The sequence below is a fragment of the Lacimicrobium alkaliphilum genome, from assembly GCF_002591895.1.
GTDB classification, from domain to species: Bacteria; Pseudomonadota; Gammaproteobacteria; order Enterobacterales; family Alteromonadaceae; genus Lacimicrobium; species Lacimicrobium alkaliphilum.
This window is the reverse complement of record NZ_NISX01000008.1, coordinates 13,564-39,497: the sequence shown is the minus strand read 5'-3', so window position 1 is coordinate 39,497 and position 25,934 is coordinate 13,564. Positions and strand designations below refer to the sequence as shown.

At 48.8% G+C, this 25,934-nt stretch carries 24 protein-coding genes; 13 read left to right on the top strand and 11 right to left on the bottom strand.

Translation table 11 applies throughout. The features are described 5' to 3' along the window. Window positions 1-38: 38 nt before the first annotated feature. Window positions 39-1,622, bottom strand: coding sequence for a pyridoxal-dependent aspartate 1-decarboxylase PanP (gene panP / locus CDA54_RS09210; RefSeq protein ID WP_099034713.1), 1,584 nt, complete (start codon window positions 1,620-1,622; stop codon window positions 39-41). Between the two features lie 265 nt (window positions 1,623-1,887). Between panP and CDA54_RS09205 the strand changes: the two genes are divergently transcribed. Then, window positions 1,888-2,601: an EAL domain-containing protein gene (locus tag CDA54_RS09205; RefSeq protein ID WP_099034712.1), complete on the top strand. Its 714-nt coding sequence runs from the start codon at window positions 1,888-1,890 to the stop codon at window positions 2,599-2,601. Between the two features lie 141 nt (window positions 2,602-2,742). Continuing rightward, on the top strand, window positions 2,743-3,420 hold the full coding sequence (locus CDA54_RS09200) for a nitroreductase family protein (RefSeq protein WP_099034711.1): 678 nt from the start codon (window positions 2,743-2,745) through the stop codon (window positions 3,418-3,420). A gap of 19 nt (window positions 3,421-3,439) precedes the next feature. Here CDA54_RS09200 and trmB read toward each other — a convergent pair whose 3' ends face one another. The 3 genes from trmB to CDA54_RS09185 are packed head-to-tail and all read right to left on the bottom strand — an operon-like array spanning window position 3,440 to window position 5,830. Next, entirely contained in the window at window positions 3,440-4,117 is a 678-nt protein-coding gene (gene trmB / locus CDA54_RS09195) for a tRNA (guanine(46)-N(7))-methyltransferase TrmB (protein WP_099034710.1), read from the bottom strand. After that, window positions 4,117-4,887, bottom strand: a complete 771-nt coding sequence (locus tag CDA54_RS09190; RefSeq protein WP_099034709.1) for an ABC transporter permease — start codon at window positions 4,885-4,887, stop codon at window positions 4,117-4,119. Before CDA54_RS09190 ends, trmB begins: the two co-directional genes overlap by 1 nt. Continuing rightward, window positions 4,880-5,830, bottom strand: a complete 951-nt coding sequence (locus CDA54_RS09185; RefSeq protein ID WP_099034708.1) for an ABC transporter ATP-binding protein — start codon at window positions 5,828-5,830, stop codon at window positions 4,880-4,882. The genes CDA54_RS09190 and CDA54_RS09185 overlap by 8 nt, the downstream gene beginning before the upstream one ends. A 374-nt stretch (window positions 5,831-6,204) precedes the next feature. On the opposite strand from CDA54_RS09185, the gene CDA54_RS09180 reads away from it, so the two are divergent. Beyond that, complete coding sequence (locus CDA54_RS09180) at window positions 6,205-6,915, top strand: substrate-binding periplasmic protein (protein WP_180237170.1); 711 nt, start codon at window positions 6,205-6,207, stop codon at window positions 6,913-6,915. A gap of 64 nt (window positions 6,916-6,979) precedes the next feature. Next, window positions 6,980-7,756: a substrate-binding periplasmic protein gene (locus tag CDA54_RS09175; RefSeq protein ID WP_099034706.1), complete on the top strand. Its 777-nt coding sequence runs from the start codon at window positions 6,980-6,982 to the stop codon at window positions 7,754-7,756. A gap of 33 nt (window positions 7,757-7,789) precedes the next feature. Here CDA54_RS09175 and CDA54_RS09170 read toward each other — a convergent pair whose 3' ends face one another. The 3 genes from CDA54_RS09170 to CDA54_RS09160 are packed head-to-tail and all read right to left on the bottom strand — an operon-like array spanning window position 7,790 to window position 12,348. Then, on the bottom strand, window positions 7,790-8,842 hold the full coding sequence (locus CDA54_RS09170) for an alkaline phosphatase D family protein (protein ID WP_099034705.1): 1,053 nt from the start codon (window positions 8,840-8,842) through the stop codon (window positions 7,790-7,792). Next, entirely contained in the window at window positions 8,839-9,960 is a 1,122-nt protein-coding gene (locus tag CDA54_RS09165) for an alkaline phosphatase family protein (protein ID WP_099034704.1), read from the bottom strand. Before CDA54_RS09165 ends, CDA54_RS09170 begins: the two co-directional genes overlap by 4 nt. A gap of 48 nt (window positions 9,961-10,008) precedes the next feature. After that, window positions 10,009-12,348, bottom strand: coding sequence for a TonB-dependent receptor (locus CDA54_RS09160; RefSeq protein ID WP_099034703.1), 2,340 nt, complete (start codon window positions 12,346-12,348; stop codon window positions 10,009-10,011). A gap of 221 nt (window positions 12,349-12,569) precedes the next feature. Here CDA54_RS09160 and betI point away from each other — a divergent pair, with 221 nt between their 5' ends. The 5 genes from betI to CDA54_RS09135 all read left to right on the top strand — a co-directional run bounded on the left by betI (window position 12,570) and on the right by CDA54_RS09135 (window position 19,188). Continuing rightward, window positions 12,570-13,160, top strand: a complete 591-nt coding sequence (betI, locus tag CDA54_RS09155) for a transcriptional regulator BetI (protein ID WP_099034702.1) — start codon at window positions 12,570-12,572, stop codon at window positions 13,158-13,160. Window positions 13,161-13,621: 461 nt separating this feature from the next. Then, window positions 13,622-14,113 (top strand): 5-(carboxyamino)imidazole ribonucleotide mutase, encoded by a 492-nt coding sequence (purE, locus tag CDA54_RS09150; protein ID WP_099034701.1) that lies wholly within the window; start codon window positions 13,622-13,624, stop codon window positions 14,111-14,113. Then, on the top strand, window positions 14,110-15,243 hold the full coding sequence (locus CDA54_RS09145) for a 5-(carboxyamino)imidazole ribonucleotide synthase (RefSeq protein ID WP_099034700.1): 1,134 nt from the start codon (window positions 14,110-14,112) through the stop codon (window positions 15,241-15,243). Before purE ends, CDA54_RS09145 begins: the two co-directional genes overlap by 4 nt. 43 nt (window positions 15,244-15,286) lie before the next feature. Beyond that, on the top strand, window positions 15,287-16,144 hold the full coding sequence (gene trxA, locus CDA54_RS09140) for a thioredoxin (protein ID WP_099034699.1): 858 nt from the start codon (window positions 15,287-15,289) through the stop codon (window positions 16,142-16,144). A 59-nt stretch (window positions 16,145-16,203) separates the two neighbouring features. Next, entirely contained in the window at window positions 16,204-19,188 is a 2,985-nt protein-coding gene (locus CDA54_RS09135) for a ligand-binding sensor domain-containing diguanylate cyclase (protein WP_099034698.1), read from the top strand. A 16-nt stretch (window positions 19,189-19,204) separates the two neighbouring features. Here CDA54_RS09135 and msrA read toward each other — a convergent pair whose 3' ends face one another. Continuing rightward, window positions 19,205-19,750 (bottom strand): peptide-methionine (S)-S-oxide reductase MsrA, encoded by a 546-nt coding sequence (gene msrA, locus CDA54_RS09130; RefSeq protein ID WP_099034697.1) that lies wholly within the window; start codon window positions 19,748-19,750, stop codon window positions 19,205-19,207. A 148-nt stretch (window positions 19,751-19,898) separates the two neighbouring features. Between msrA and CDA54_RS09125 the strand changes: the two genes are divergently transcribed. Next, a complete protein-coding gene (locus CDA54_RS09125; RefSeq protein ID WP_099034696.1) occupies window positions 19,899-20,618 on the top strand; it encodes an SDR family NAD(P)-dependent oxidoreductase in 720 nt (239 codons plus the stop codon). Between the two features lie 130 nt (window positions 20,619-20,748). Continuing rightward, a complete protein-coding gene (locus CDA54_RS09120) occupies window positions 20,749-22,173 on the top strand; it encodes a sodium-dependent transporter (protein WP_099034695.1) in 1,425 nt (474 codons plus the stop codon). Here CDA54_RS09120 and CDA54_RS09115 read toward each other — a convergent pair. Both CDA54_RS09115 and CDA54_RS09110 read right to left on the bottom strand, forming a co-directional pair. After that, window positions 22,166-22,963, bottom strand: a complete 798-nt coding sequence (locus CDA54_RS09115; protein WP_099034694.1) for an NAD-dependent epimerase/dehydratase family protein — start codon at window positions 22,961-22,963, stop codon at window positions 22,166-22,168. The two genes, CDA54_RS09120 and CDA54_RS09115, sit on opposite strands and share 8 nt — an antisense overlap. A 66-nt stretch (window positions 22,964-23,029) precedes the next feature. Then, the gene (locus CDA54_RS09110) at window positions 23,030-23,803 is read right to left on the bottom strand and encodes a DUF2884 family protein (RefSeq protein ID WP_099034693.1); all 774 of its coding nucleotides are present in this window, start codon (window positions 23,801-23,803) and stop codon (window positions 23,030-23,032) included. A 265-nt stretch (window positions 23,804-24,068) separates the two neighbouring features. On the opposite strand from CDA54_RS09110, the gene CDA54_RS09105 reads away from it, so the two are divergent. Further along, entirely contained in the window at window positions 24,069-24,260 is a 192-nt protein-coding gene (locus tag CDA54_RS09105) for a hypothetical protein (RefSeq protein WP_099034692.1), read from the top strand. Between the two features lie 63 nt (window positions 24,261-24,323). Here CDA54_RS09105 and CDA54_RS09100 read toward each other — a convergent pair whose 3' ends face one another. Further along, entirely contained in the window at window positions 24,324-24,536 is a 213-nt protein-coding gene (locus CDA54_RS09100; RefSeq protein ID WP_099034691.1) for a YgaP family membrane protein, read from the bottom strand. 204 nt (window positions 24,537-24,740) lie between these two features. On the opposite strand from CDA54_RS09100, the gene CDA54_RS09095 reads away from it, so the two are divergent. After that, the gene (locus CDA54_RS09095; protein WP_099034690.1) at window positions 24,741-25,874 is read left to right on the top strand and encodes a MalY/PatB family protein; all 1,134 of its coding nucleotides are present in this window, start codon (window positions 24,741-24,743) and stop codon (window positions 25,872-25,874) included. The last annotated feature ends 60 nt before the right edge of the window (window positions 25,875-25,934 follow it).

Sequence of the window (25,934 nt, the reverse complement as noted above, 5' to 3'; positions counted from 1 at the left end):
TTAACCAGTTGTTTAGTGTGGGCAGTGGTATTAAGTCTTTACAATTGTGTCCATAAGGGTTGCCGGGCGGCCAGCTCGGCCTGCTCTTTCAGGATAGCCTGAAGGTCCTGTTCGGTAGTAAGTGGGTTTGCCAGAACGACACGAAAAACAGTGATAGGTTGCTGATACGTCTCATTACTCAGCCGGGTACGCGACACAAAAGAGTGCCCCGCTTCGCGCTGCTGTTTTTGCACCATTCGGTTTAGCTCATCCAGATGTTGGTTGTGCGTATCAGAAATTTTCTTGCTTTTTTCCCTCAGGTGTCCCGGGCACAGCCTGTACGTTAACAAGCACAGTACCGGTTCGGTTACCAATTCAAAATCCTCGTGCTCATTGATCAACTGCGCAAATTTGTGGGCTTTGGCCAGACTCTGATCGATCAGTAACTCATATCCCTGGCGGCCGAGTATATGCAAAGATGCATAGAGCATCATGGCCATGCCATTTCGCGAGCCTTCAACGCTGGTGGAGCCGAGATCTTTAGAGCCCTGACGCAGGATATACTGAGCATGATGCCGGACAGCATTGCCGGCCAGCGGATCTTTAAACAGCACCATACCGGCTCCCATGGGAACATACATTTGCTTATGTGCATCCAGAGTGACCGAGTCTGCTTTTTCAATTCCAGACAGCAGTGACCCATGGCGTGTTGAAAACAAGGTTGCTCCGCCCCAGGCAGCGTCGACATGGAAATGACAATTCAGTTGAGATGCGACGTCTGCCAGTTCGTCAAGAGGGTCGATGTGGCCGGTTTCAGTGGTACCGGCAATGCCCACTATCGCCATGACCCGGCCACCCTCTTCCAGTATTTTCTGGCCTCGGTGCAACACCTCCTGTGGATCCAGGGTCTGCTTCGGACAATCCAGTTTGTGTAGCTGCGATTTACCCAGACCCAGCAGATCCATCGCCTTGGCCAGCGAATAATGCCCTCTTGCTGAACTGATTACGGCAAGTTGATTGATGTCATGGTACCGCATGGCCGAAAACAGGCCATCTTCGCTGATCCCCCTGAACCCGGAAAGAGGCGGCAACGCTCGATTTCTTGCTACCCACAGCGCATTGAGATTTGCCAGTGTGCCACCGCTGCAGAATGTGCCCAGGCTGCTGGTTGCACTGTGCAAATGCTGTTGGTAGAAGGCTTCGTCATTGGCAAATACCTGGCGATGCATCATCCCCAACACCTGTCGTTCCAGTGGCGTAAAGGCTTTTGACGTTTCGATTTTGACCAGATTCTGGTTCAGACCTACCAGTAACTTTGCCAGAGAAAGGTGAAAGTAAGGCAGTGCTGATGTCATATGACCAATAAATCGGGGAGAGTAAGTGTTTACTGACTTAGATACCAGTTTGTCGAGTAAATGCTGGGCATGATCGGAAACAAACTGAGGTTGTTCGGGCACTTGTGCCCGGCTGAAGTCCTGTTCAATCTTCTCCAGCGGTATCTCTTCGGAAACAATATGGCCTGATAAAAAGTCAGCCAGATTTGCAGATAACTGGGTTTCAATTTGTGCCAGTCGGGAGTCCTCTCCCTCTGGTTTGGTAAACACCTTATAAAGGTGTTCGAGACTGGCTTTCGCTTGGCTCACATGATTTCCTGAAAGATCAAATTGGCAGGACTTTAGCTCACTTGCCGTCTTTCGTCACCCCGCCAGATTATTCCCGGGTAACGAATTAAAGCAGGGTGGGCAATGGACCTCTTTGATTTGCGGGGCTATAGCAAACAGCTTTATCAACCTGAAAAGAGGATATTCGCGACGCAAAGGGGCCAGAATCGCCTCATACCCCGCCTAAGCTCGCATTTTGAGGTCAGTTGGGTATAGTTACAGAGCCACCTTCAGAGAAAACGCTATCATGCATATCAAACAGATAATGGGCTCTTTTGACATTGAACGGATTGTGCCTTACTTCCAGCCGATAATGGATTTACAGCACCATGCCGTGAACAGTTACGAATGTCTGGCGCGTCTGGTGACGGAGGACGAACAGACTTTCCTGCCCAGTGAATTTTTGTGTCTGGTTGAGCGTGAACACTGTTTCGGGGAACTGACACAGCGGGTGTTTCATGCCAGTGCTGAATACTTTCGCAATAATAATATAGGGTGGAGTATTAATATCAGCCAGCAGGATATTGTGGAGCCGCGTTTAAGTAAGTTTCTGTCTGAATTTGTACAGGACTACCCCAGCCCGCGCCGTGTGACACTGGAATTGATGGCTGCAACGGCCTTTCAGTATCGGGATGAATTCAAATCTTTTCTGGATATCTGTAAGGCGCTGGGGATTAAGTTGTTTGTAGATCATTTCGGTGCCATTAACAGTAATATCCTGAGTTTGCTGGATTTACCTGTTGACGGTATTAAAGTCGATGGACATCTGATCAAACAAATGACAAGAAGCCAGGAAGCACTGGATTTTGTCGGCCATGTAAATCAGTTATCGCAGCAGCGCAATATTATTGTTATTGCTGAACATGTAGAAGATAAAGATTGTCTGGACGCCGTGCAAAGTCTGGGGATACGCTACGGACAGGGGTTTTACTTCAGTAAGCCTCAGGCTTTTTTAAACTGAACTGAATCTCGGTTTTGGAGCTGAGTACCGGAAACTTGACAGGTTGTAAACGAAATGTAGCAGCGCCATTGTACCGATAACTTGACCTGATCAGTTCGAATAGGGTACTTGTTCTGGCTTTCAGCCAAAAGGAACTGCTCTATGCAAGACCATGCTTCTGTCCCCCTGAGTGACTATCAGGAATTTCCTCCCGAACAAATGCTCGCCAGAGCCCGTGAGTTTTACGCCCAATGTCAGCGCCGACATACTATACGCTCTTTTTCCGAGCGGCCGGTTAGCCGGGATGTGATCGAAACCTGTATACGGGCCGCCGGCACCGCACCCAGCGGGGCCAATCATCAGCCATGGCATTTTGTTGCAGTGGGAGATCCGCAGGTGAAGCGTAAAATTCGTGAGCAGGCAGAAGCCCTGGAACGTTCTTTCTATGAAGGGCGCGCCGGTGAAGAATGGCTTGGGGCGCTCAAACCCCTGGGCACTGACTCTCACAAACCTTACTTGGAACAGGCACCCTGGCTGATCGCAGTGTTTAGTCAAAAACGCGGCGGGATCCATATGCAGGACAAGCAGCAGAATTATTATGTTCATGAATCAGTGGGTCTGGCCACCGGATTTCTGATTCAGGCCCTGCATCAGGCTGGATTAGTCACGTTGACCCATACACCTAAACCGATGAGCTTTCTCACCGAAATCTGCCAGCGTGATGCGGATAACGAGCGGCCTTATATGTTGTTAGTTGCAGGATACCCTGCTGAAGATGCAACAATACCGGAGCATGCTCTGGTGAAAAAAGATCTGCATGAAATAGCGACTTTTCTATAGTCTGCCTGCCAGAATGAATTCAGACAGGGCTTTGTTTTAAATTCGCTATCAGTTGCCAGCTTTGTTGACCGCTGGCCCAGTATTTTCGCTCAAAAGGTGTGATGGCAGACTCCGCATGATAAAGATGCGCAGGGGCTTCTATTCCAGCGATTTTCAGCGCCAGAGAAAATTCCTCGACATACAGTGGCCAGTTGCTGCGCAGAATAAGTTCGCCACCGAGCATGAGAATATCGGCAAAGGCAGCACTGCCGTGCCAGCGTCTTTTGATATGTGCAGACTTGGGCCAGGGGTTAGGGTAGAGCAGATAATGTTTGTACAGACGCCAGCCTGCCTGATGGGCAAGCCGCCAGAAATCATTGAGGTCGGCGCGTAGCACCAGATAGTTTTGTTTATCGGCGGCATAACCACGCTGATGTTTTTCAGTACGCAGGGCTGACTTGTCTACTCCCAGTATTTTAGCATCGGGATTTAGTCGGGCGATCTCAGCCGTGCTCTCGCCCACTCCGCAGCAGGAGTCCATCACCAGCGGCCCCTTCCAGCCATCGAGCCATTCACTGGCCTGCGCAAATGCCGCCAGAGTATGTTCACTGAAGGGCTTTTGGGACGGCGAGGCCAGGTGCCGTTTAACCAACTCCGGTATTTTTTCATGGGGGCCGCTCTGGTTTGAAGTGACGGCCCTGGAATTGCCAGCTGCCATCAGCTACGAATTCCCACACCCCGGTTAATCAGGTTCCAGGCCAATCCGAAAAGCAATACATTAAACCCTATTAACACTGCTACAGAAGTACCAATACCCACATCGGATACGCCCAGAAAGCCATAGCGAAAACCATTGACCATATACACAATAGGATTCGCTTTGCTGACCCATTGCCAGAATTCGGGCAGCAGAGCCAGTGAATAAAATACGCCGCCCAGATAAGTGAGAGGAGTGAGCACAAAGGTTGGGATCATGCTGATATCGTCAAAGGTCTTGGCGAACACCGCATTGACAAGCCCGGCAGCGGCAAACAGGGTTGCAGTGAGTACCAGGGTTAACAGCAACATCAGTGGATTATGAATCTGCAGATCAACGAAAAACAGAGACACCATGGTTACCAGCGCACCGACCAGCAAGCCACGGGTTACACCGCCACCGACATAGCCAAGAATAATTATCCAGTTTGATACCGGTGCGACCAGCAGCTCTTCCACGTTGCGCTGGAACTTTGCACTAAAAAAAGATGAAGACACATTGGCATAGGCACTGGTAATCACTGCCATCATAATCAGGCCTGGCACAATAAACTCCATATAGCTGAAGCCGCCCATCTGGCCGATACGGCTACCAATTAAGTTGCCAAAAATGACAAAATACAAACTCATGGTGATCGCAGGAGGTACCAGTGTCTGGATCCAGATGCGTAAGAAACGGGTGCACTCTTTAATCCAGATAGTGCGCAGGGCGGTAAGTTGTAAACTATTCAAGGTTATTCTCCTGCTCCGCTGAAGCGTTATCGGTACGTCCGTTTTCTACCAGTCTGACAAAGAGCTCTTCAAGCCGGTTTGACTTGTTGCGCATACTTAACACCTGTACTCCCTGATCTGATAACTGGCTGAACACCGCATTCAAACCGCTGCTCTTGGGCACATCCACTTCCAGGCTATGATCGTCAATTTGTCTGAAGTCAAAATCTTGCAGGGTGGGTTGGATGCTGTTGGGGGGCAAATCCAGCACAAAGGTCTCCACATTCAGTTTGGATAACAGGCCTTTCATACTGGTATTCTCAATGATCTGCCCTTTGTCGATAATGGCGATATTGCGACACAGCATTTCCGCTTCTTCAAGGTAATGGGTTGTGAGAATAATGGTAATGCCCTGCTGATTGATTTTTTTCAGAAACACCCACATGGAGCGACGAATTTCGATATCCACACCGGCAGTGGGCTCATCCAGTATCAGCATTTTCGGCTCGTGCATCAGAGCCCGGGCAATCATCAGCCGGCGTTTCATGCCGCCTGACAGCTCGCGCGCGGGCGCGTTGCGCTTATCCCACAGATCTAACTGTTTAAGGTATTTTTCTGCACGTTGTTTAGCGAGTGTTCTGGGAACGCCATAGTAACCTGCCTGATTTACCACGATTTGCATCAGGGTCTCAAACTGGTTGAAATTGAATTCCTGCGGAACCAGACCGATATGTGATTTGGCTCTGACCAGGTCCTTATCAAGATCATCTCCGAACACCTTAACTGAACCGGAAGTTTTATTGATTAGGCTACTGATAATGCCTATGGTGGTGGACTTGCCTGCACCATTAGGGCCCAACAGGGCAAAAAAATCCCCTGCTTGTACATGTAAATCAACGCCTTTTAGCGCTTCGGTTCCGCCGCGATATACCTTTCGTAAGTCATTGATTTGCAAAGCAAGCATAAAGACACCTCTGAACCGGAGGGCAACAAGGGGATTGCCCCGTGTACCTCTGCTGAACACCGGTTTAACAAACAATGTCAGCCTTAATTGGGTCAGTGACGATCAAATTCAAGCTGCCGTTGGAGATTATCGCAGTGAGCGTTTAGGCTAACCTCATCATCTTAATAGAGAAAGCACCATGAGTCATTTGTCTCCCCCCATAAGGTAGGAAAGAGTTCTGATGGGTCTCAGCAGCGGGGCAAAGATCAACAGAGCGACTAAACTGAACCAGTAAAATGGACCTGGAGCCCGACTTGAAGCGAGTAAACACTTTTGCAGCGATATGCTGGTTGACAATTCTCCCTTTGCCGGCGAATGCAGCTAGCCCGATACCAATGCTTATATGCTATGAGTCTGACCGGTACGAGCCATTCCTTGATGTGTTGGGAAAGGGGGAAAATGATTCGACTGAAGGATACCTGATACAGCTCTCTCGCTGGGCTGCAAAAAAATCCGGATTCTCGGCTGAGTATATTCGTCGCCCCTGGTCTCGTTGTCTGAATATGGTGAAAATGGGCACAGCCAATGCGGCTTTTAGTGTTATTTATACACCACAAAGGGCTAAGTCTATGCGTTACCCCAAAGGTGCAGATAAGGAACAGCCCGAACATTTTTTGTGGAAGGCCCGATACCCTTTTTTTGTTGCCAGAGGCAGCAATTTTTCGTTCCAGAACTATCGTCAAAAACCCAAAGCGGGAATAGGTGCTCCGTTTGGTTACGTACCTTATAAAAAATTAAAAGAACAGGGTCTGCTGGCACCATTCGATTTATCACTGGAACAGGGGCTGCAAATGGTAGCGGCGGGGAAAATAGACGGTTACGTGGTAGAAACTCAGATCGGTCTTAGTGCGGTGAAAAAGTTGAAACTGAGTGAAAAAATACAGGTTACCTCAGATATTCTGATGGCTGCTCATTGGCATATTCCGTTTAATAAGACCTATTATCGGCATAATCAGCAACAGGTGAAACAGTTCTGGGGAAATCTGCAAACGGCTCGTGAGCAAGTGGAGGCTCCTGCTGTACTGCATATACCGGATGAAAACTGAAACGTCTGATTTGATTGGGGCAATTATTTTATTAAGCTCAACCTGAAACCAAGCAGAGTATCTGATGCGCAATTTATTTAATGTCCTGTTGTTCTGGCTGGTGCTGTTTGCCAGTACAGTTAAGGCCGAAACCCTGGTGTTGGCTGCTGATTTATGGTGCCCTTATAATTGTGAACCAGACAGTGACAAGCCGGGTTTTATGGTGGAAATCGCTCGCGCCGTGTTCGCTCAAAAGGGTATAGATGTTGAGTACAGACTGATGCCATGGAGTCGTGCGGTGCAGAGTACCAGGGAAGGGGATTTTGATGCCGTTATCGGTGCCACCCTTAATGATGCCCCTGGGTTTGTTTTTCCTGCTGTTGAACAAGGACAAATGCTTACCAGTCTGTGGGTCTTACCCGAGTTCAAGTGGCGTTACCAGAGGATCGCATCACTGTCTGATGTCATTCTGGGTGTTAGCGCGGGGTACAGCTATGGCGCTGATATCGACGGCTATGTTGCTGATCCCAGGAACCAGAATTATATTCACGTGCTGTTTGGCACCAAGCCGCTGGCCCAGGGGCTGAAAATGCTCAAAGCGGGTCGTATCGATGTGATGGTGGAAGATGAGTCAGTTTTTCGTTACCACGTTGATCAGTTTCCTGATGGCATACCCTATGTAAACGCCGGTACTGTTGATAATCCGACGGCGGATACAAAGGTCTATGTTGCCTTTTCACCAGCAAAACCTGACTCAGCACAATGGGCTGAAATGCTCAGCAAGGGAATCGCCGACATGAGAGCCTCTGGTGACCTGCTACGCATTCTTCAACGATACGGCTTGCGGGACTGGCGGGATTAGGATGGGACAATCTTTTAAGGTACATTCTGAGTGTTATCTGGATTGCCGGGGAGACAACGTAGAAAGGTGAAAGCGTTGACCGGTAACCTGTTCTCCTTCAACATTACGTAGCCCAATTTGGATCAATGGGTCCGTTTGCTGCCAGTCTATTTCAATATAACCGTAATTAATGTTGTGCGTGGGCTCACCAATACGATGCCGATTAGGACTGATTTGTTTCCATTCTTCGGTAAGACCCGAACTGGTCACCTCCCACAGCGGATAACTTAGCTCAGCATCCAATTTGGAAACTTCACCCCAATGTGTATCACCACTGACGATCAGCACACCGCCAATTTGTTGTTTTTGAATAAAGCTGATGAGTCGTTGCCTGTCGGCTGGGAAATTCGCCCACGATTCCCAGCCCGTGAATTCAGCTAACAATTGTAAACTGGAGGCGATGATACGAACGGTAGCGGGCTTTTTAAGCTCTTCTTCAAGCCATTTCCATTGACTTTCCCCTAACATACTTAACTGCGGATCTGTGTGCGGAGAATAAGGTCCCATATTGCGGATATTTCGTTTTTGATAGAACTCTTCTTTGCTGACACTGTTCAGCGGCGGTCGATTCCAGCGCAGGTCGGGCATGATGACTCTGACAATGTTGTTTCCGTGTGTGTATGTGTAAGACGTATATATGCCATCTTCCCGGTTACGACGAACTGAATCAGCAGGTTCGTTCCAGAAATCCAGCATGATCTTTCTGGATTCCTGCTTTTTTGTGTATTCCCGGCCGGCGTCATTTTCGCCGTAATCATGATCATCCCAGATGGCAATAACGGGAGTCTGACGGCGTAACATTTTGATTCCCGGATTGTTGCCCAGCTGTTGATACTTTGCGGCCAGTTCCTGCATATCTGTTGTATCTGCGTATATATTGTCGCCAAGGAACATGAAAAGGTCTGGTTGTTCGGCATTTATGGCTTCAAAAATCGGCATGTTTTGATCTTCCTTGCTACACGAACCAAACAGAATTTTGGTTGGGGCTGCTTGAAGGGGAGGCGAGGAAAACACTAAAATCAGAAACAATAATGTCAGTCGTATCATTTGAGAATCTCTTTTATCGCGGGGGCGGAATCAGGGTTGAAGTGTTTGGGATCCTCGCCTAACAAAGTAACAACAGTTGAGCTTAGCTGTGCCAGGTAAAGTGGCGTTTGATGCTCGATTTCTCCTCTATTGGCGATGCCAGGCCCCATTGCTGCAAGCCATACATACTCAGAACCGACAATACCATTGGGAAAGCTTTGCATGGCTTCTTTATTACCCTTCAGAGCGAGTGCGGAGGAATGGTGCTGCCAGTCAGCGGCAGTATCGCCGCGCCCATGATCGGTGGTAATCAGTAATACGGTATTGTTTTTGTAGCCAGCAGTAGACTGAATGGTCTGCCATAGATCGGCAATATAGGCATCAGCACGCCGGATCCCATGGAGGTATTTGTCATATTTTCCGTTGTGAGCAAAGTCATCTGGCTCTCCCAACGCAATCATCATGACTCTGGGTTTTACGTGCAGTAAATAGTCTTTACTAAAGCGGTAAGTAAATGCATCCAGTCTGACGTTATGCCAGGGACTGGGGATTTGTTTTTGTAACTCGTTAAGCATCAGCATGCTCGCCGATAGGGGGTAGCCATGAGCAGGCTGAAACCCTGCATTTACATGCAGCTGACTACGTTGTTGATTCACAATATAGGGAAATATGTCCCAACTGCCGAACAACGCGGGTCTTGCCTCAAACCCGGGTCGATGTTGCAGCCATTCCAGAAAAGAAACATGGGGATTGGGAACAGGGTCATTGCTGTTGACGGCCTTGTCTACTATGCCAGTAAGCAGTTCGCTGTATCCCGGATAGGAGAAATAGTACCGGTTTGCCACCCGCATGTCGGAATTAATATCTCTGTTGCCTGCCAAAACGCCCTGTTTCGCGAGAGAGTTCCAGAGAAATGGCATCAATAACTGGCGACGACGGTGGCTGTTATCGTCCCAGAACGCTGCTTTTAGAGTATCAGGGTCACGGACAAACTTATTGTGACTGATCAGGTCCGGATCGGCACCGCGAAATACCTCTTGCCAGCGCACCCCATCAATAGTTACCAGAAGCACGTTATGAGCTCCCCTGGCTATACCACAGCAAAACAGCAACACGCTGAGAAAGAGAATCCTGAACATATTTTATCCTTGCAAACTGAGGCGGTGACCCGCCTCAGTTAATCAGTTTCAGAAGTTAGCTGTTAACGTTAATGCGGCGGTGCGTGGTCCGCCAATGTAGTAACTGAAGCCGTTACCCGTGCCTGATGACAGATAACGTTTATCGGTGATGTTATTGACAACAAAAGCCAGATCGATCGAATCGACTAACGTGTTGGCAACAGGCAGATGATAGCCGATATTCAGATCGAGCAGGGTATAGCCATCTACCTGGTTGCGCTGTGACGGGTCACTGAGAATATCTAAATAGCCGCCCTGGCGCTTGCCGGTGTATTTTGCCGAAAGCCCCCCGCGTAAATTGCCGCTGTAGTAGTCCAGCGACAGTGTTACCATGTCTTCTACAGCGTCGATGACATCGGTGTCGCCGACCACCTCTACAGTGCGCACGCCATCCACGGTATTCTCAATGGTCTGTGTGTACTCTGAATTGTTCTTGGTATAGGCCGCGTACAGACTCCACTTGTCATTTACCCGATAGTTAGCGGCAAGCTCTATACCACGGGATTTTATACCGCCGTCGTTTCGGTAAGTGCCATCACCCTGATCATATACAATCCCTTCTACCTCGGCCCCGGGGGCAATCAGAGAGATTCTGTTGTCAAACTGAATATCATACAGGGTAGCGCTGAACTGCAAATCGTCGTTGCTGTATCTGATACCGATATCGATGTTCTCTGCGGTTTCAGGTTCCAGGTCATCGACGTTTGCTTCATTGCGCTCCAGCACTAAATCTTTGATGGCCGAAAAGTTTTCACTGTAACCGGTGAAGATTTCAAGTTCCTGGCTCAACTGGTACACAGCCCCGGCGTTATATAACAGCTCGGAATCGCTATTAATTTCCTTAACGACACTACCACTGAAATTGTCGGTTTTCTGAATATCAACCAGATACTTCTGGGCCCCCAGATTAACGGTCAGGTCGCCAAAGCTGATGTTATCCTGCAGATACAGTTTCAGAACATCGGTCTGGAAATTATTTTCGTACTGCACCCAATAAGGGGTACTATCAAAATGATGTAATATCCGCGCATCGATCACTTTATGCCAGTCTCTGGACTCATCGCGATCAATATCTTCGTACCATACACCCGCCAGCACATCGTGGTCTCCCAGTGTTAACTGATAGTTACCGGTAAAACCAAAACGATCTTTGCCGTAATGGGTGTGGCGATACGACATCACCGGAACGGCGTCATCGGGATAGCAAGCTGGATGCAAGCCAGGGCCGGACGTCCAGGGCCAGCTGTAATTAGCGTCGCAGTCAGCGGCTGGAGTAAGCGGATTACCCTGCTGGTCGGTAAACCCGTATCGGGTATTGCTGCCTCCCTTGTTTGTGGGGTTGCCATCTTCGTCAACCACAGTATTCAGATAAGGCGGAATCCAATCACCACGGCCTTTCATTTTATGGAAGTAGGGGGTCAGTGTTAACGACGAGGTTGCAGAGATTTGATAGTCAAATTTCAGATAGGCGAGACTGTTCTCACGCAGGGTTGACCAGCCCTCTGCATACATTTGGTCAAAATGCGGAATACCGGTCCAGTCCCATGTCAATTGATCCCAGTCAGGGGTTTGTGCAAATTGTTCCTTGCTGACGCTATTGTAATTGTCTTCTTCCACGTCGTCATAGGAAAACCGCCCGGTCAGGGACAGCTTGCCGAACTCGGATACAAACTTGGCTTCAAAGTGCTGACGGTCGGCGCCACCATTGTCGCCGCTGCCAATCCAGCGCTTATTGCTGGTTTGTGAATAGCTCACATAAGCGTAGGTGTTATCGAAAATCTGACCGGTTTCATGACGAACAAAATAACGGCTGGCATCATGATCGCCCTGACTGTAGGCGAAGGTCGTCTGTTTTTGCATACCAGGATCGCGGCTGACAAAGTTGAATGTGCCGCCTAAGGCGTCCAGCGACGCAGATGAGACATCAGATGTACCCTGGGCCACTTCTACCGTACTCATGTTTTCGGCATCCAAATAGCGATTGGCTTTGGAACCACCACCATAGTTAGAGCCGCCATTTGGCAAACCATCGATGGTCATACCTAACTGTTGCTGAGAACCGTCGATACTGAAACCGCGCATGGTGATAGATGTTGACCAGTCATCTCCGCCAAACGCATCCCCTTCGTTAATACTGATTCCGGGAAGGTTGTCGATTACCGCCAGAACACTGGTCACCGGAGCTTGCTGTTGTAGCATTGACACATCGACCTGATTGTTGGCATAGGAGATTTTCTTACCAACAACCGAGACCTCTTCCATCATGCTTTCTTCGTTGGCGTGGGCCTGATGGGATAATACGCTGATTACTGCCAGCGCGGTTAAACTGTATGAGCTTTTGAGTTTCATTTCTTTATTGTTCCTGATTAGTCTGTGTCTGATTTTCGTGTGCAAATGGATAACTAAAACATCATTGTGAACAGGGTGTATGACGGTTTATTTAAACTTAATTGAACGTTTAATTAATAAAGGGTGGCAGTCAGATGACATTTGAGTTTCTAATGAAAATTCTCTTGAAAAGCAATAACTTGTAAGACTATGCTAAGGCAAATCAGAATGAGTAAAATGATATGCCAAAACTAGGAATGGAAGAGATCAGACGTCAACAACTGATCAACGCAACACTGGAGTCAGTCTCCCGTTATGGCCTGCATAATACGACCATTAATACCATCAGCGGTATTGCGGGGCTTTCCTCGGGGATCATTAGTCACTATTTCGGTGGTAAGCAGGCGTTGTTGGAGGCCACCGTCAGGTACCTGTTGGAAAAGCTGAAGACAGATTTACTGGAGCAAATGGGGACCGATGAATCAGCAGAGCGGCGGCTGATGAGAATTGTCGATGCCAATTTCACTAATCTGCAGCGCTCTGACCGCGCAGGGCGAACCTGGCTGGCATTCTGGGCGCAATCGATGCACAGCCCCGCGTTGATGCGTTTACAGCGGGTTAATGCTGCACGGCTGGAGGCTAACTTACGTTATTCTTTCCGGACTTTGATTCGCCAGGAGCAGGTCAGAACTGCCGCGGCGATGACCGCTGCGATGATCGATGGATTTTGGTTACGGTGCACTCTGGACGCTCATAAGAAACTGGATTTTGAAGAAGCAAGTCGCCATTGCAAATCCTTTATTCAACAATTGCTGGAGCAACACAGCTTGTAACTTCGCTTGCTGTCCAAGTGGCAAGCCATTTTGTCCTTTTTATCTCACCAAATGTCATCGGTTCCTGTGATCTCACAGATGGTCAACACCGTTTCTGTCCCAGTGGCATAGCACGGCACAGACTATTCAGACAGTGCGTTTGATGCCGTAGTGGGCGCGACTTGATGGCGCTATCATAGACGGGCCTGCTATCCTTAAAATTGGTGCTGAGAGTAGTAATGGCTAATACGATGCAAGCAGACTTGCTTATAATGTCAGCGGTAGAACAAAGATATTGGCGTAAAGCAAATTAGGCCTGATAGAAGCCAGAGCACGATGGCCACGGGGAAGTTTTTATGCTTAACGGTTACGTTTTAGATATCTGGCGGGATTAGGATGGGGCAATCTTTTGAGGTACAATCCCGCTTTTATTTTTTCACTAAGAGGGGCGGACCAGAGTCCTTCATACCTGAGGAGCAAAAATGTCGAAAGTGGCAATTGTAATGGGGTCTCAATCTGACTGGCCGACAATGCAGCATGCTGCGCAGATGCTTAAGGAGCTGGGGGTTGAGTACCACGCCCAGGTCGTATCTGCTCATCGTACCCCGGAGCTGCTGACTGAGTTTGCAGCCACTGCCGCGGACAATGGGTTTGACGTGATCATTGCCGGTGCTGGCGGTGCCGCCCACTTACCGGGCATGATTGCTGCGCATACCCATTTGCCGGTGTTTGGCGTGCCGGTGAAGTCCCGTACTCTGAACGGGCTGGATTCCTTGCTGTCTATTGTGCAGATGCCCAAGGGCGTAGCCGTGGGCACGCTGGCAATCGGCGATGCCGGTGCGGCCAATGCGGGCTTGATGGCGGCTCAGATCATCGCGCTTAATGATGAAACTGTCAGAACTGCTGTGCAGGAATTCAGACGCACTCAAACTGATAAGGTACTTTCCAGTCAGAATCTGGAGTTGCCTGAATGAACGTGCTGATTTTTGGCTCCGGTCAATTAGCCAGAATGATGTATCTGGCGGGATGTCCGCTCGGTATTGAGGTGTCTGCGGTAGATGTTAATACTCACAAGGTAGTTAACCCGGTGAACAAAGAGCCTTACAATATCGGTCTGGAAGAGGCGATAGAACAGGCGGATGCCATATCGGTAGAATTTGAGCATGTACCGGAGGCGCTGCTGGAAAAGGCCGAACTCAGCGGTAAATTAATGCCAGGGATTGGTGCGATCCTGACCGGGGCCGATCGGGTCAGAGAAAAACACCTGCTTCAGAGACTGGATATTGCCAATTGCCCTCATCGGGTTATTGATAACGTCGAACAGCTGGACGGTGCTGTGGACGAGTTGGGTGACCAGTTAATTGTTAAAGCCAGTCGGGACGGTTATGACGGTTATGGTCAGTGGCGGTTACACAAATCGGACGATCTGCCTGATTTGAAACAACAGCTCTTGGCATTGGACTTGCGAAAAGTGCCACTGGTGGTGGAGAAAATGCTCCACTTTGACAGAGAGGTTTCCCTGGTTGGCGTGCGCAATAGCAAAGGGCATTTTCGTTTTTATGATCTGGCAGAAAATTTACACCATCAGGGACAGTTACATGTGTCGTTGGCGCCAGCACCCGGGGTAACCGAAGCGCTGACACAACAGGCCAGAGAAATCTTCAAGACTCTGGCTGATGAACTGAATTACACTGGTGTACTGGCGGTAGAGTTTTTTCAGCTGGGAGATCGTTTGCTTGTCAATGAGATTGCCCCCCGTGTACATAATTCGGGTCACTGGACGATGCAAAGCGCCGATACCTGTCAGTTTGAGAACCACTTACGTGCTATATGTGATCTGCCCTTAGGGGATACCAGTATAAAAACGGTTTGTGCCATGGTGAATATTATCGGTTATGCCTCTTTTGCACGGGATATGTTGACGATCCGCGGATGCCATCTGCATTGGTATGGTAAGACCGTCAGAGACAAGCGCAAAATGGGCCATTTTAATCTTGTCGGGCAAACCTACCCGGAACTGGCAACTTCTATGCTGGCACTGGCAGATTATGTTCCTGAAAGTCATTTCCCGCATCTGGCGAATAAGGCCAGAACGCTGTCCTGAAGGACAATAAATCCAGATAGAATCAGAACAGGTAGTAAAACAGATGGAACAACAATCAAATAACATTATCCATGTAGATCTAGACAACTTTCAGCAAGTCATTCTCGAAACGTCACAACACAAGCTTGTGTTGGTGGATTTCTGGGCAGATTGGTGTGAGCCCTGCAAGAATCTTATGCCGGTGCTGGAAAAGCTGGCAGCGGAGCGGCCCGACGATCTGGTGTTGGCCAAAGTCAACTGCGACGAGCAACAGCAGATTGCTATGCAATTCGGCGTGCGCAGTCTGCCTACTGTGATTCTTGTCAAAGATGGCCAGCCTGTGGATGGCTTTGCCGGAGTGCAGTCGGAAACAGAAATTCGGACGTTGCTGGATAAGCATTTACCCAGTCCGGCGGATGGATTACTCGAGCAGGCCCGGGCGGCGTTGGCACAATCCGATGTTCAGCAAGCTTTTAGCCTGGCAAAGCAAGCACTGGAACTGGAATCTGAGCGCAGTGATATTAAGTTTGTACTGATCGAGTGTTTTATTGAACTGAAACGTATCAGTGAAGCGAGAGAGTTGCTGGAGACCATTGGACTGGTGGACCAGGATGCTACTTATCAGAGTCTTAAAGGGCGTATAGAGTTGGCTGAGGAAGCGGCTGAGTCGCCTGAAATCAAAGCCCTGCAGCAAACATTGGCACAGAATCCTGATGATATGGACGTAAAAGTCAAACTCGCGGTGCAATTACAACAAAATGGACGGGCAGAAGAAGCACTTTCGTTACTTCTGGAGGTGTTACGCAAAGATTTGAATTTTGGCGAAGCCCGCAGGATTATGCTTGACAGCCTTAACGCTCTGCCCGAAGGCGATGCGCTGGCCAGCCAGTACCGGCGTAAGTTTTATAGTTTATTGTACTGATAATATGTAGCTGAATATTGATACTGGCAATGGGTCATGAAATTGCAAGGACAGATTGAATGAGAGTGAAAGCTGAGGTTGAATATTCCAGGATAGCGTGTGGGGTATTTTTCCTATTCGCTGTTTTGTTACTGATACCTCAGATGACCTATGCACAGGGAAAGCTGACCGATTTTTTCCAGGAGAGTTGGACTACACGGGACGGATTACCCCACAACACCATCAACAGTATCCAGCAAACAGAAGATGGCTATTTGTGGTTTGCTACCTGGGAGGGGGTTGCTCGTTTCAATGGCCGCAGTATGGAGGTGTTTGGGCGCGGTGAGAAAACCGGTTTGCCCGACACCGGCACCTATAATCTGGGTAAAGATTGTCAGGGCAATCTATTGGTCACCAGTGCCAGAGGTGGGCTGAGTAAAGTGCGTCCAGAGAGATGGGTTGCCGAACCTGCTTTTAGCTCTATGGTCAGAGCATTGCATTGTGATGCCGCTGGTGATTTATGGCTGGGCACCGACAATGCGGGTGTTATCCGTCAGCAACCTGATGGCACACGCACCCGGTTTTCAGCGGCACAGGGGCTGACAGACGAAAGGGTCTATGATCTGGTCAGTGATAAAGACGGCGCTATTTGGGTGGGTACTGCTGGTGGCTTGTTCCGTATTGTCAGTGAACAGGCGCAGGCTGTCGACAATGATAAGCGTTTTAGCGGTTTGCCTGACGGCCCGGTATTTTCTGTTAAAGTGGATCTTAAGGATCGCTTGCTGATTGGCACGGAAAATGGTGTATATCGCCTTGAAAATCAACGTTTTACTCGACTTGACTCTCGCCTTGATGATGTCGCTGCACTGGAATTGCTGGTTGGGCAAAATGGTGCATTGTGGATCGGAACAGTAGAAAATGGCTTGTTCAGAATACACAATGGTGAGCTGGAGCACTTGTCGGCGCAGGAGGGATTGCCTAATAACCGTATCACCTCTTTATTTATCGATCGCGAGGGCAGTCTTTGGTTGGGTACCAATGGAGGGCTTTTCAGGCTCAGAGATGCACCTTTTTCAACGCTGACCGATGAAAAGGGACTGACTGACAATTTTGTGCGCGCTTTGTTACAGGCCAGAGATGGCAGTATTTATATAGGTACCAGCCGGGGCTTAGATGTCATACAGGGCGACCAACTGAAGGCGCTTAACGGGAAAGTCGTCAGCAGTAGCGTACTTAGCCTGGCTCAGGCGCCGGATAACGCGATTTGGGTAGGTAGCTATACACAGGGGCTGGCCCGATGGCACGAAGGGAAGGTGCAGCAAGCCTTTACAAGGGATAGCGGGCTTTTTTCAAATGAGGTACGCGCAATTCTTCCTGTTGACGACACCCGGCTATGGGTGGGTACAGTCAATGGGCTGAATATAATTCAGAATCGGCTTGTGACCGCCTTACCACAGCAGAATGAGTTGCCCAGCCCGTTTATTTCCTCACTATTAAGTGCACCCGATGGCCGCATCTGGATCGGAACAGCAAAGGGCCTGGCGTATTGGAAAGATAACCAGCTAGAGGTTCTGGATCTCGGGCCTCATGAGCAGGCTGAATTTATATTTGGCTTCTATCAGCAGCCCGATAATCAAGCCTTGTGGGCCGCCAGTGACCGTGGTTTATTGCGTTATGATTATGCCTCTGAATCACTGGGCCTGGTGGGGGTTAGTGCTGGAATGCCATTCGACAAGTACTTTCAGATTGTTGCCGATGAGCAGGGGTTTTTCTGGGTTAGCAGTAACCGTGGCATCATCAGGATAAATAGTGAGCATGCCACACAAGTAGCACTGGGGGAGCGCACCAGTCTGGATTATGAATTATTTGGTGAATCTGATGGTATGGTCAGTTCTCAGGCTAATGGTGGCTCAAATCCGGCGGCAATTAAAACGCATGATGGAGACATCTGGATTGCTACAGCCAAAGGCGTAGCCCGCGTACAGCCTGAACGGTTATCTGAATTTTCCGCCATTGTTCCCCCGGCTGTGATTGAGAGTCTGGTGGCCGATGGCAAGCCTTACCAACCGGCAAATCTTCCACTGCTTCCGGCAGGCACCAACCGTATTGAAATCCGTTATGCCGGACTGGGGTTTGTGATGCCCTCGAAGATCCAGTATCGCACGTTGTTGGAAGGTTTTGACAACGACTGGGTGTCGCGCAACACACAGACCAGCAGTGAGTTTACCAATCTGCCGCCTGGTGAGTATGAGTTTAAAGTTATGGCATCTTATCCTGATGGAGAATGGAGTCAGCAGGAATCTGTACGCTTCTCTATCCAGCCTTTTTTCTGGCAAAGAACCAGCTTCTGGGTATTGGTCATAGCATTGGTTCTTTTACTGGTGTCAGGGTTGATAAAGTGGCGACTGGTCAGCCTTCAGCGTGCCGCCAATACCCTTAAACTCAAGGTAGATGAACAAACAGCAGAATTGAGGGAAAAGGCCGAGTCGTTGCAGCGGGCCGATATCGAAAAATCAGCGTTGGTCGAGAAAATTCGCCAGCAATCTGAAGCCTTTGAACTGCAGGCCCGCCAGGATGCGCTGACCGGATTGGGCAACAGGCGCGCTTTTGATGAAGCCATAACCCGTGAATTGTCCCGTGCGCGGCGTCACGAGAGCCCTCTATGCCTGATTCTGTTGGATCTGGATTTTTTCAAGAGAGTGAACGATCAGTTTTCACATGCTATCGGTGATAAGGTTCTGACGTTGGTCGCGCAGAGTATTCGTGAAAATAGCCGGGAAATCGACACACTGGCCCGTTGGGGCGGTGAAGAGTTTGCTTTGTTACTACCCAATACCTGCCTGGAGGATGCACTGGCACTCGCAGAGCGCCTGCGCCAGTCAATCAGTCAACTGGATTGCCGGCTGTTACTCGGGGATTTTAGCCTGACAGGCAGCCTTGGGCTGGCGGAAGCCAAAGAAGGTGAAAACGCAGAGGCGTTATTGCATCGAGCCGATAATGCCCTTTATCGGGCCAAAGAGGAAGGCCGCAACAGGGTCTGCGTGGCCACCACCGATAATCGCTGACAGACTCTGTCGGGAATCAGTCCTGTTTCAGACGGTTGGCGAATTTCTGGCGAAATTTAGCCAGCTTCGGAGCCACCACCATATTGCAATAGGTGTTTTGAGGATTGTTACTGAAGTAATCCTGATGATAATCCTCCGCCTGATAGTAATTGTTCACTTCAACCAGTTCTGTAACGATGTCTCCCGGCCATAGTTGCTGCTCTTCCAGTTCATGAATCAGGGCTTGCGCCTGCTCCTTTTGCTCACGGTTGTGGTAAAAAATCCCACTTCGGTATTGGGTACCAACATCATTTCCCTGACGATTTAACTGAGTCGGATCATGTAGTGCAAAAAATATTTCCAGCAACTCTTTGTAGCTTATCTCATCAGCATCGAACGTCACGCGGACCACTTCGGCGTGTCCCGTATTTCCCTGACAGACCTGCTCGTAGGACGGATTTTTTACCTCACCCCCTGCATAGCCAGAATAGGCCGATTCTATGCCTTTGAGGCCGTTGAACGCGGATTCAAGGCACCAGAAGCACCCGCCTGCCAATGTTGCCTGCTGTAAATTCTGTGCCATAAGGCCTCCGTGAAAGTGGTTAAATTATAATGGATTTATACACAACTATCGTTCCGATCTGGGACTGGCGCGACAGTTATTCAAGTCATCCAAAGCGAACTTTTATGCGTATGCAGATCTTTGAATGTATTGAGACAGGCCAGCGATAATGAAAACGACCATGATAGTAGGAGCGGGCGGCGGTCTTGGCAAAGCTTTGGCAACCCGGCTCGGCAAGGACAATAAAAATAACCGGGTTCTGGCCATAAGCCGACAGCCACAGCCTGATCTGCCTGCGTCTGTTGAACAGTTTCAGATACCTGAACAGGATGACAGCAGTATCGGGGGTATCTGCCGGCAACTGGTGGAAACCGTATCGCATATCGACCAGTTTATCTGCTGTGTCGGTTTGTTGCATGAGGGGGAATTGCAACCCGAGAAAAAACTAGAACACCTCAACGCTGAGCATTTGCATCGGTACTTTGCGGTTAACAGCATTATACCGGCACTCTGGCTAAAACATCTCCCTGCACTTGTCGATGCTAAACGATCTGCTGTTATCGCGTTTCTCAGCGCCAGGGTCGGCAGTATCACCGACAATAGGCTCGGTGGCTGGTACGGTTACAGGTCTTCCAAAGCGGCGCTGAATATGTTGATTAAAACTGCACAGGTAGAATATCGACGCCGTTGCCCTGGTGTTGCATTGGTGAGCTACCATCCCGGCACCGTCGATACGCCTTTATCTGCGCCATTCCAGGACAGGGTGCCTGCGCACAAATTATTCAAAAAAGAAGAGGCTGCCGGATATCTGCTGAGTCAACTCGAAGGACTCACCTCTGACCAGGCTCCTTACTATCTGGATTGGCAGGGCAAACCCATTCCCTGGTAGTCGATATAAGGGGTAGAATTATTCGCTGAGGTACAAAGACATTTTGTTACCCTGCTGTTAATATCCGAAATTACTATAAACGGATAAAAAAACTATCCCTGACGGTCAATAATAACAATAAGGATCACTAATGAGTTCAGCTCCTCGCGAAGAGTTTGGTTCAAGGTTAGGTTTTATTCTTGCTGCGGCTGGCTCAGCCGTTGGTATCGGTAATATGGTCGGATTTCCTGTCGCTGCCGCAAAGAATGGTGGCGGAGCCTTTTTGTTAATTTATACCTTGTTTGTGTTCTTCATTTGTCTGCCGGTAATGTTGGCAGAGATGTCTATAGGCCGCCATGCTAAAAAAGATCCTCTGGGAGCGTATCGGGATATATCCGGTGGCGAGTCTAAATGGAAGCTTGCAGGCTGGTTAGCCATACTGACCCCTTTTATGATTGCCGTTTTCTATACGGTCATCACGGTATGGTTGATTGGCTATTTGATTCAGGTCGCTATCGGTAATCTTGATGTCCTCGCGGACCCGGCCACCTTTGGTGTGTTTATAAATAGCGGGGACATTTTTGCCTATATGCTGGTGGTTGCCGCGATCGTGTTTCTGATTCTGCAAGGCGGGGTCAGGCAAGGAATTGAAAAGGCGGCGAAATTCCTGATGCCAGCGCTGTTTTTCATGTTAGTGGCCTTAGTCATCTTTGTGCTGACACTGGATAATGCGATGGAGGGGGTAAAGTACTATCTGATCCCGGACTTCAGCAAGATTAATGCCTCGGTTGTCAGTGCGGCTCTGTCACAGGCATTTTTCTCACTATCACTGGGTATGGGCATATTGATTACCTATGGCTCTTATTTGTCTCGCAAGAATTCGGTACCCGGCTCGGCCAGATTGGTGGCATTGACTGACACGCTGGTTGCGTTTGTAGCGGGGCTGTTGTTGTTGCCGGCTGTATTCTCGTTTAACCCCGATACCAATATGGCGGATCTAAGTGATTCGTCTGTGGGTATGATTTTTACCTTTCTGCCGAAAATATTCCTGGCACTGCAAACCAGTATTGGATATGGCGCCGCCAGTTTTGTCGCCGCCGTCTTTTTCCTGTTAGTGTTTTTTGCGGCTATAACATCTCTGGTATCCATTATTGAAGTGCCTACCGCGGCGTTGATGGATGAAAAAGGCTTAAGTCGCCGTAAAGCTTTGTTGGTGTTGGGTTTAGGGATAGGTGCCCTGACGCTGGCTGCTACTACCTCTTTCGGTATGTTCAGCTTTTTTACTGAAATGACGCATTATGCCGGTATGAATAAGTCATTCTTCGATGTGCTGGTGGATGTTTTCTATGACACCATTCTTCCCCTGAATGGGCTTCTGGTCTGCCTGTTTGTGATCTACCGCTGGAAAAAAGCGAACTTTAATAATGCCCTGCGTGAAGGTGATGACGGATACAAAAGTAGTTTCTATGAGAAGTACGTAGATTTTTCTCTCGGAACCTTTATTCCCATCATTCTGTTGGTGATATTTATTAACACTGTAGCAATCAAGTTTTTCGATGCCGGGATGTTTAACTGACCGGCATCTGAAACGGACTGGGATAGGCCAGTTCCAGATTCAGCATACTGAGAGTGGCGGTGGCATCAATTACTTTGCTATCACCACCATTGTCAGGCTTAAATTCAGGAGGGGCTAATCCGGCCTCGCCTGCAGCCCACCGATAGTAATCTGCTCTGGATGGATGCTCTGTGGCAGCCAGATGCAGCACCTTGCCCCATACTTGTTGTTTGATAATCGTGATCACGGCGTTGATCACATCTTCCTGATGGACAAGGTTGACCGGATTAGCCCCTCCGCTGATTTGCTTCCTGCCGGCAAGGTTCCTGGCTGGATGACGTCCCGGGCCAATAAGGCCGGCCAGGCGCAGTACGGTACCGTTTGCTGCAAGTATCGCCTGTTCAATTTGTACATGGGCCTTTGCTGAGGACGTCACCGGTTTTAGCTGGCTGTGCTCTGTCACCCGACCACGGCTGTCGCCATAAACAGAAGTGGTGCTGATGAACAGTATGTTTTGACAGCCATGTAGTTTCGCCGTTTCGATCAGGTAAAGTATTTTGTTGACGAAAAATTCAGGCTGTTGACGATATTGTCCTGGCGGCAGATTCAGAATCAGTGTTGATTGATGGAATATATCTGTCGGCATCGGATGGCCAAGCTCAAACTGGCGGGCATTTATACCCTTTTGTTGCAGTTGATCACGTTTCTGCTGACTGCGGCAGGTTCCCATTACCCGGAATCCCTGTTGCAGAAACATATACGCCAGCGGCTCGCCGAGCCACCCGCAACCGCAAATACTAATATTAGTCATAGTGTGGCCGGTTCCTGTCGCCTGATAATCATCAGCAATATACCAGAGACAGGACCGTACAGATCATTACATCAGGTTTTTATGGCCATCAACCCTGACAATATCCAGACCCGCCAGGGCAGGAATCTGTTGACCGATTTGCTTTTCCAGACCATCGAGTTTGGCCAGATCATAGCAGAGCTCATCAGCTCTTTTTTCAATGCCATCGGCTTTTGTTGTCATTTGCTGTTCGATGCGTTCACCGAAATTTTCCATGCGTTGTTCAAAGGATTTCATATCACCGCCGCTGGCCAGCATTTGTTTGCCCATTGCCATCATCAGACTACCCATGGAACGTGCAACCATTTGCTTTACTTTCTGTTCGATTTCAGATTCAAACTGAGGCCCAAGAAATTGGTCATTTTTTAGCTGCACAGAGTTAAAGCGGATAGTGCCATCCTCAGCATAGAGTTGCTGTGAGACTTTGTCTCTGAGCATATCCATCTCCTCACTGAATTCCAGCACTAAGGGGTCATCTTCACCCAATAACTCGCCAAAAGCAGTGTTAATTCCTTTACTGGCAAGCGCGACAGCATCCATAGCAATATCGGCTACCTGAGGCGCTAAGTCAGTCACCTGTTGGTGATACTGATTCAGTAGCAACTGTTGCTCGTCGTTCAGAGACAAGGTGTTGCCCCTGTAGGTGGCATTGGTTCCATTCAGGACCAGTGGATGCTTATCCTGCGTAAAGAGGGTCACAACGCCCTTTTCAAGACTAAGCTCCCCTTTGAGGTTGACGTTACAGTCAGCGGCTAAAACAGATGAGCTCAGCAACAAAAGTGAAGTGGCTAGTGTTTTCATTAGATTTCCTCAAGAAATTGACATTATTCGTTGCCATAGACTCTGCAAGTCTCGCGCCACAACACTAACTTGTTGTTTAATAGGGTATATTAGTCAGATCCCGATCAGGAAAGTGCAAAAGCAGTGGTCAGTTTCGCAACTTAATGTGTATTTCTACCAATCAGGCCTCTATGCAGATAGCCTGGTAAAAATTTGATCTGGTGCACTGATCAGTGGTTCGTTTTACGGCATAATACGCTCATCGTTATTATTCAGGGGCATTATCATGGGAAATTGGGTTGAAGCGGTATTATTTGGTCTGGCATTGCTGGCTTTGGTGCTGGGTGTCAGCAGTATTATCATGGCTATGGCGTATAAACCCGTCGCAGCCGGTGCCGAGATGAAGTCTAAGGTTGAATACATTTTTTTCGGCATTACCGGCCTGGTTCTGGGCTTGTTATTTGTTTACGCGCTGTAAACTCATCCGGTAATCAAAAAGGCGCCATAAGGCGCCTTTTTCAAATGTTCAATCTGGCCACCACTACCTGGCATGATGGTAAGTATCGATACCAAATAGCTTGTATATCCAGCAAACCCCGGTTGATACCGTGGTCCAGAGCATAATACCAGCGACAACCAGTACCACACTCACTACCGGGGGAAGGATGCCTTCTACCGCCAGGGCCAGTAAAATGCATGAGAGCACTGAGCGAATAGCCGTATCCCAGACACCAACATTGTCTTTATCTTGCATCGTCTTATCTCCTTTACGTTTAGACTGAGTATCACCTGACACATGGCACAATGCTTTGATTAGGATCAACTTGCCGGACGGATAGTCAATTGGATTGGTATATGTTGTTCCAGATCAAAGTTGCGTCTTGTATGCCACTCTTTATAAAGTAGTAGTCAGTTTTTCGGTACTTGCCAATAGCGCTAATAATTTCATGGGATATTTATGAATTTTGACCAGATCATCGATCGCAAACCCACTTTCTCTTTCAAATGGCAGAAGTATAAAGGCCAGGATATATTGCCTATGTGGGTGGCGGATACGGAGTTCAGATGCGCTCAACCTATTCTCGACGCTCTGACCAGCAGAGTCGAACATGGGGTGCTGGGATATACATTACCGGGTCAGTATGAACCAGCCAAGCAAGCCGTGGCAGATTGGCTTGACCGGCGCTATAACTGGCAAATTGAGCTGGATTGGATTGTATGGATGCCTGGTGTGGTGCCGGGATTCAATGTGGCCTGCAAGGCTTGTTGCGAACCCGGTGACAAAGTGATGATTCAGGTGCCCAACTATCCACCTCTGCTGGCGGCACCTCAGCTGAATCAATTGCAGCGGGTTGATATTCCCACTGTGAACCAAAATGGTCGCTGGATGCTGGACTTTGACGAGCTGGAAAAGCAGGCAGCCGATCCGGCAACTAAGCTGTTTGTATTGTGTAATCCGATGAATCCTGTGGGTACGGTATTAACCGAAAAAGAACTGGAGCGAATTGCAGATATTTGTCAGCGCAATGGAGTGAAGTTATGCAGTGATGAAATTCACTGTGACCTTATCCTCGATGAACAGGCCCATCACATTCCCGCAGGCAAACTGGACTCGCTCAAGTGCAACAGTATTACTCTTATGGCTGCCAGTAAAACGTTTAATATCGCGGGCCTCGGAGCGGCGTTTGCTATAATCCCCGATGCAAGACTGCGTCGTCAGTTTAATCAGGCGGCAATGGGGATCGTACCCTGGGTTAATGTGCTTGGCCTATACGCTACTGAAGCGGCTTTTACGCAGTGCGATGATTGGTATAACGCACAGCTCGATTATCTGCGTAGTAACAGAGATTATCTGGTTAAACAAATCAATCAGATTGACGGATTAGAACTCATTTCTCCGCAGGCGACCTTTCTGGCCTGGGTTGATGCCAGTGGCTTAGGTGTAGACAATCCTCAGCGTTGGTTTGAAGAAAAGGGACTCGGACCCTCTCCTGGCGCTGACTTTGGGGAAAAGCAGTTTGTGAGAATTAACTTTGGCAGTTCGCTCGACTACCTGCGCCAGGCTATCGAGAGATTAAACAAGTCAGACTGAGTAGAATTATATAAGGCGGGCGGCTTTAAGAATTGTCTGTTTTGCCGATACATAGGCTGG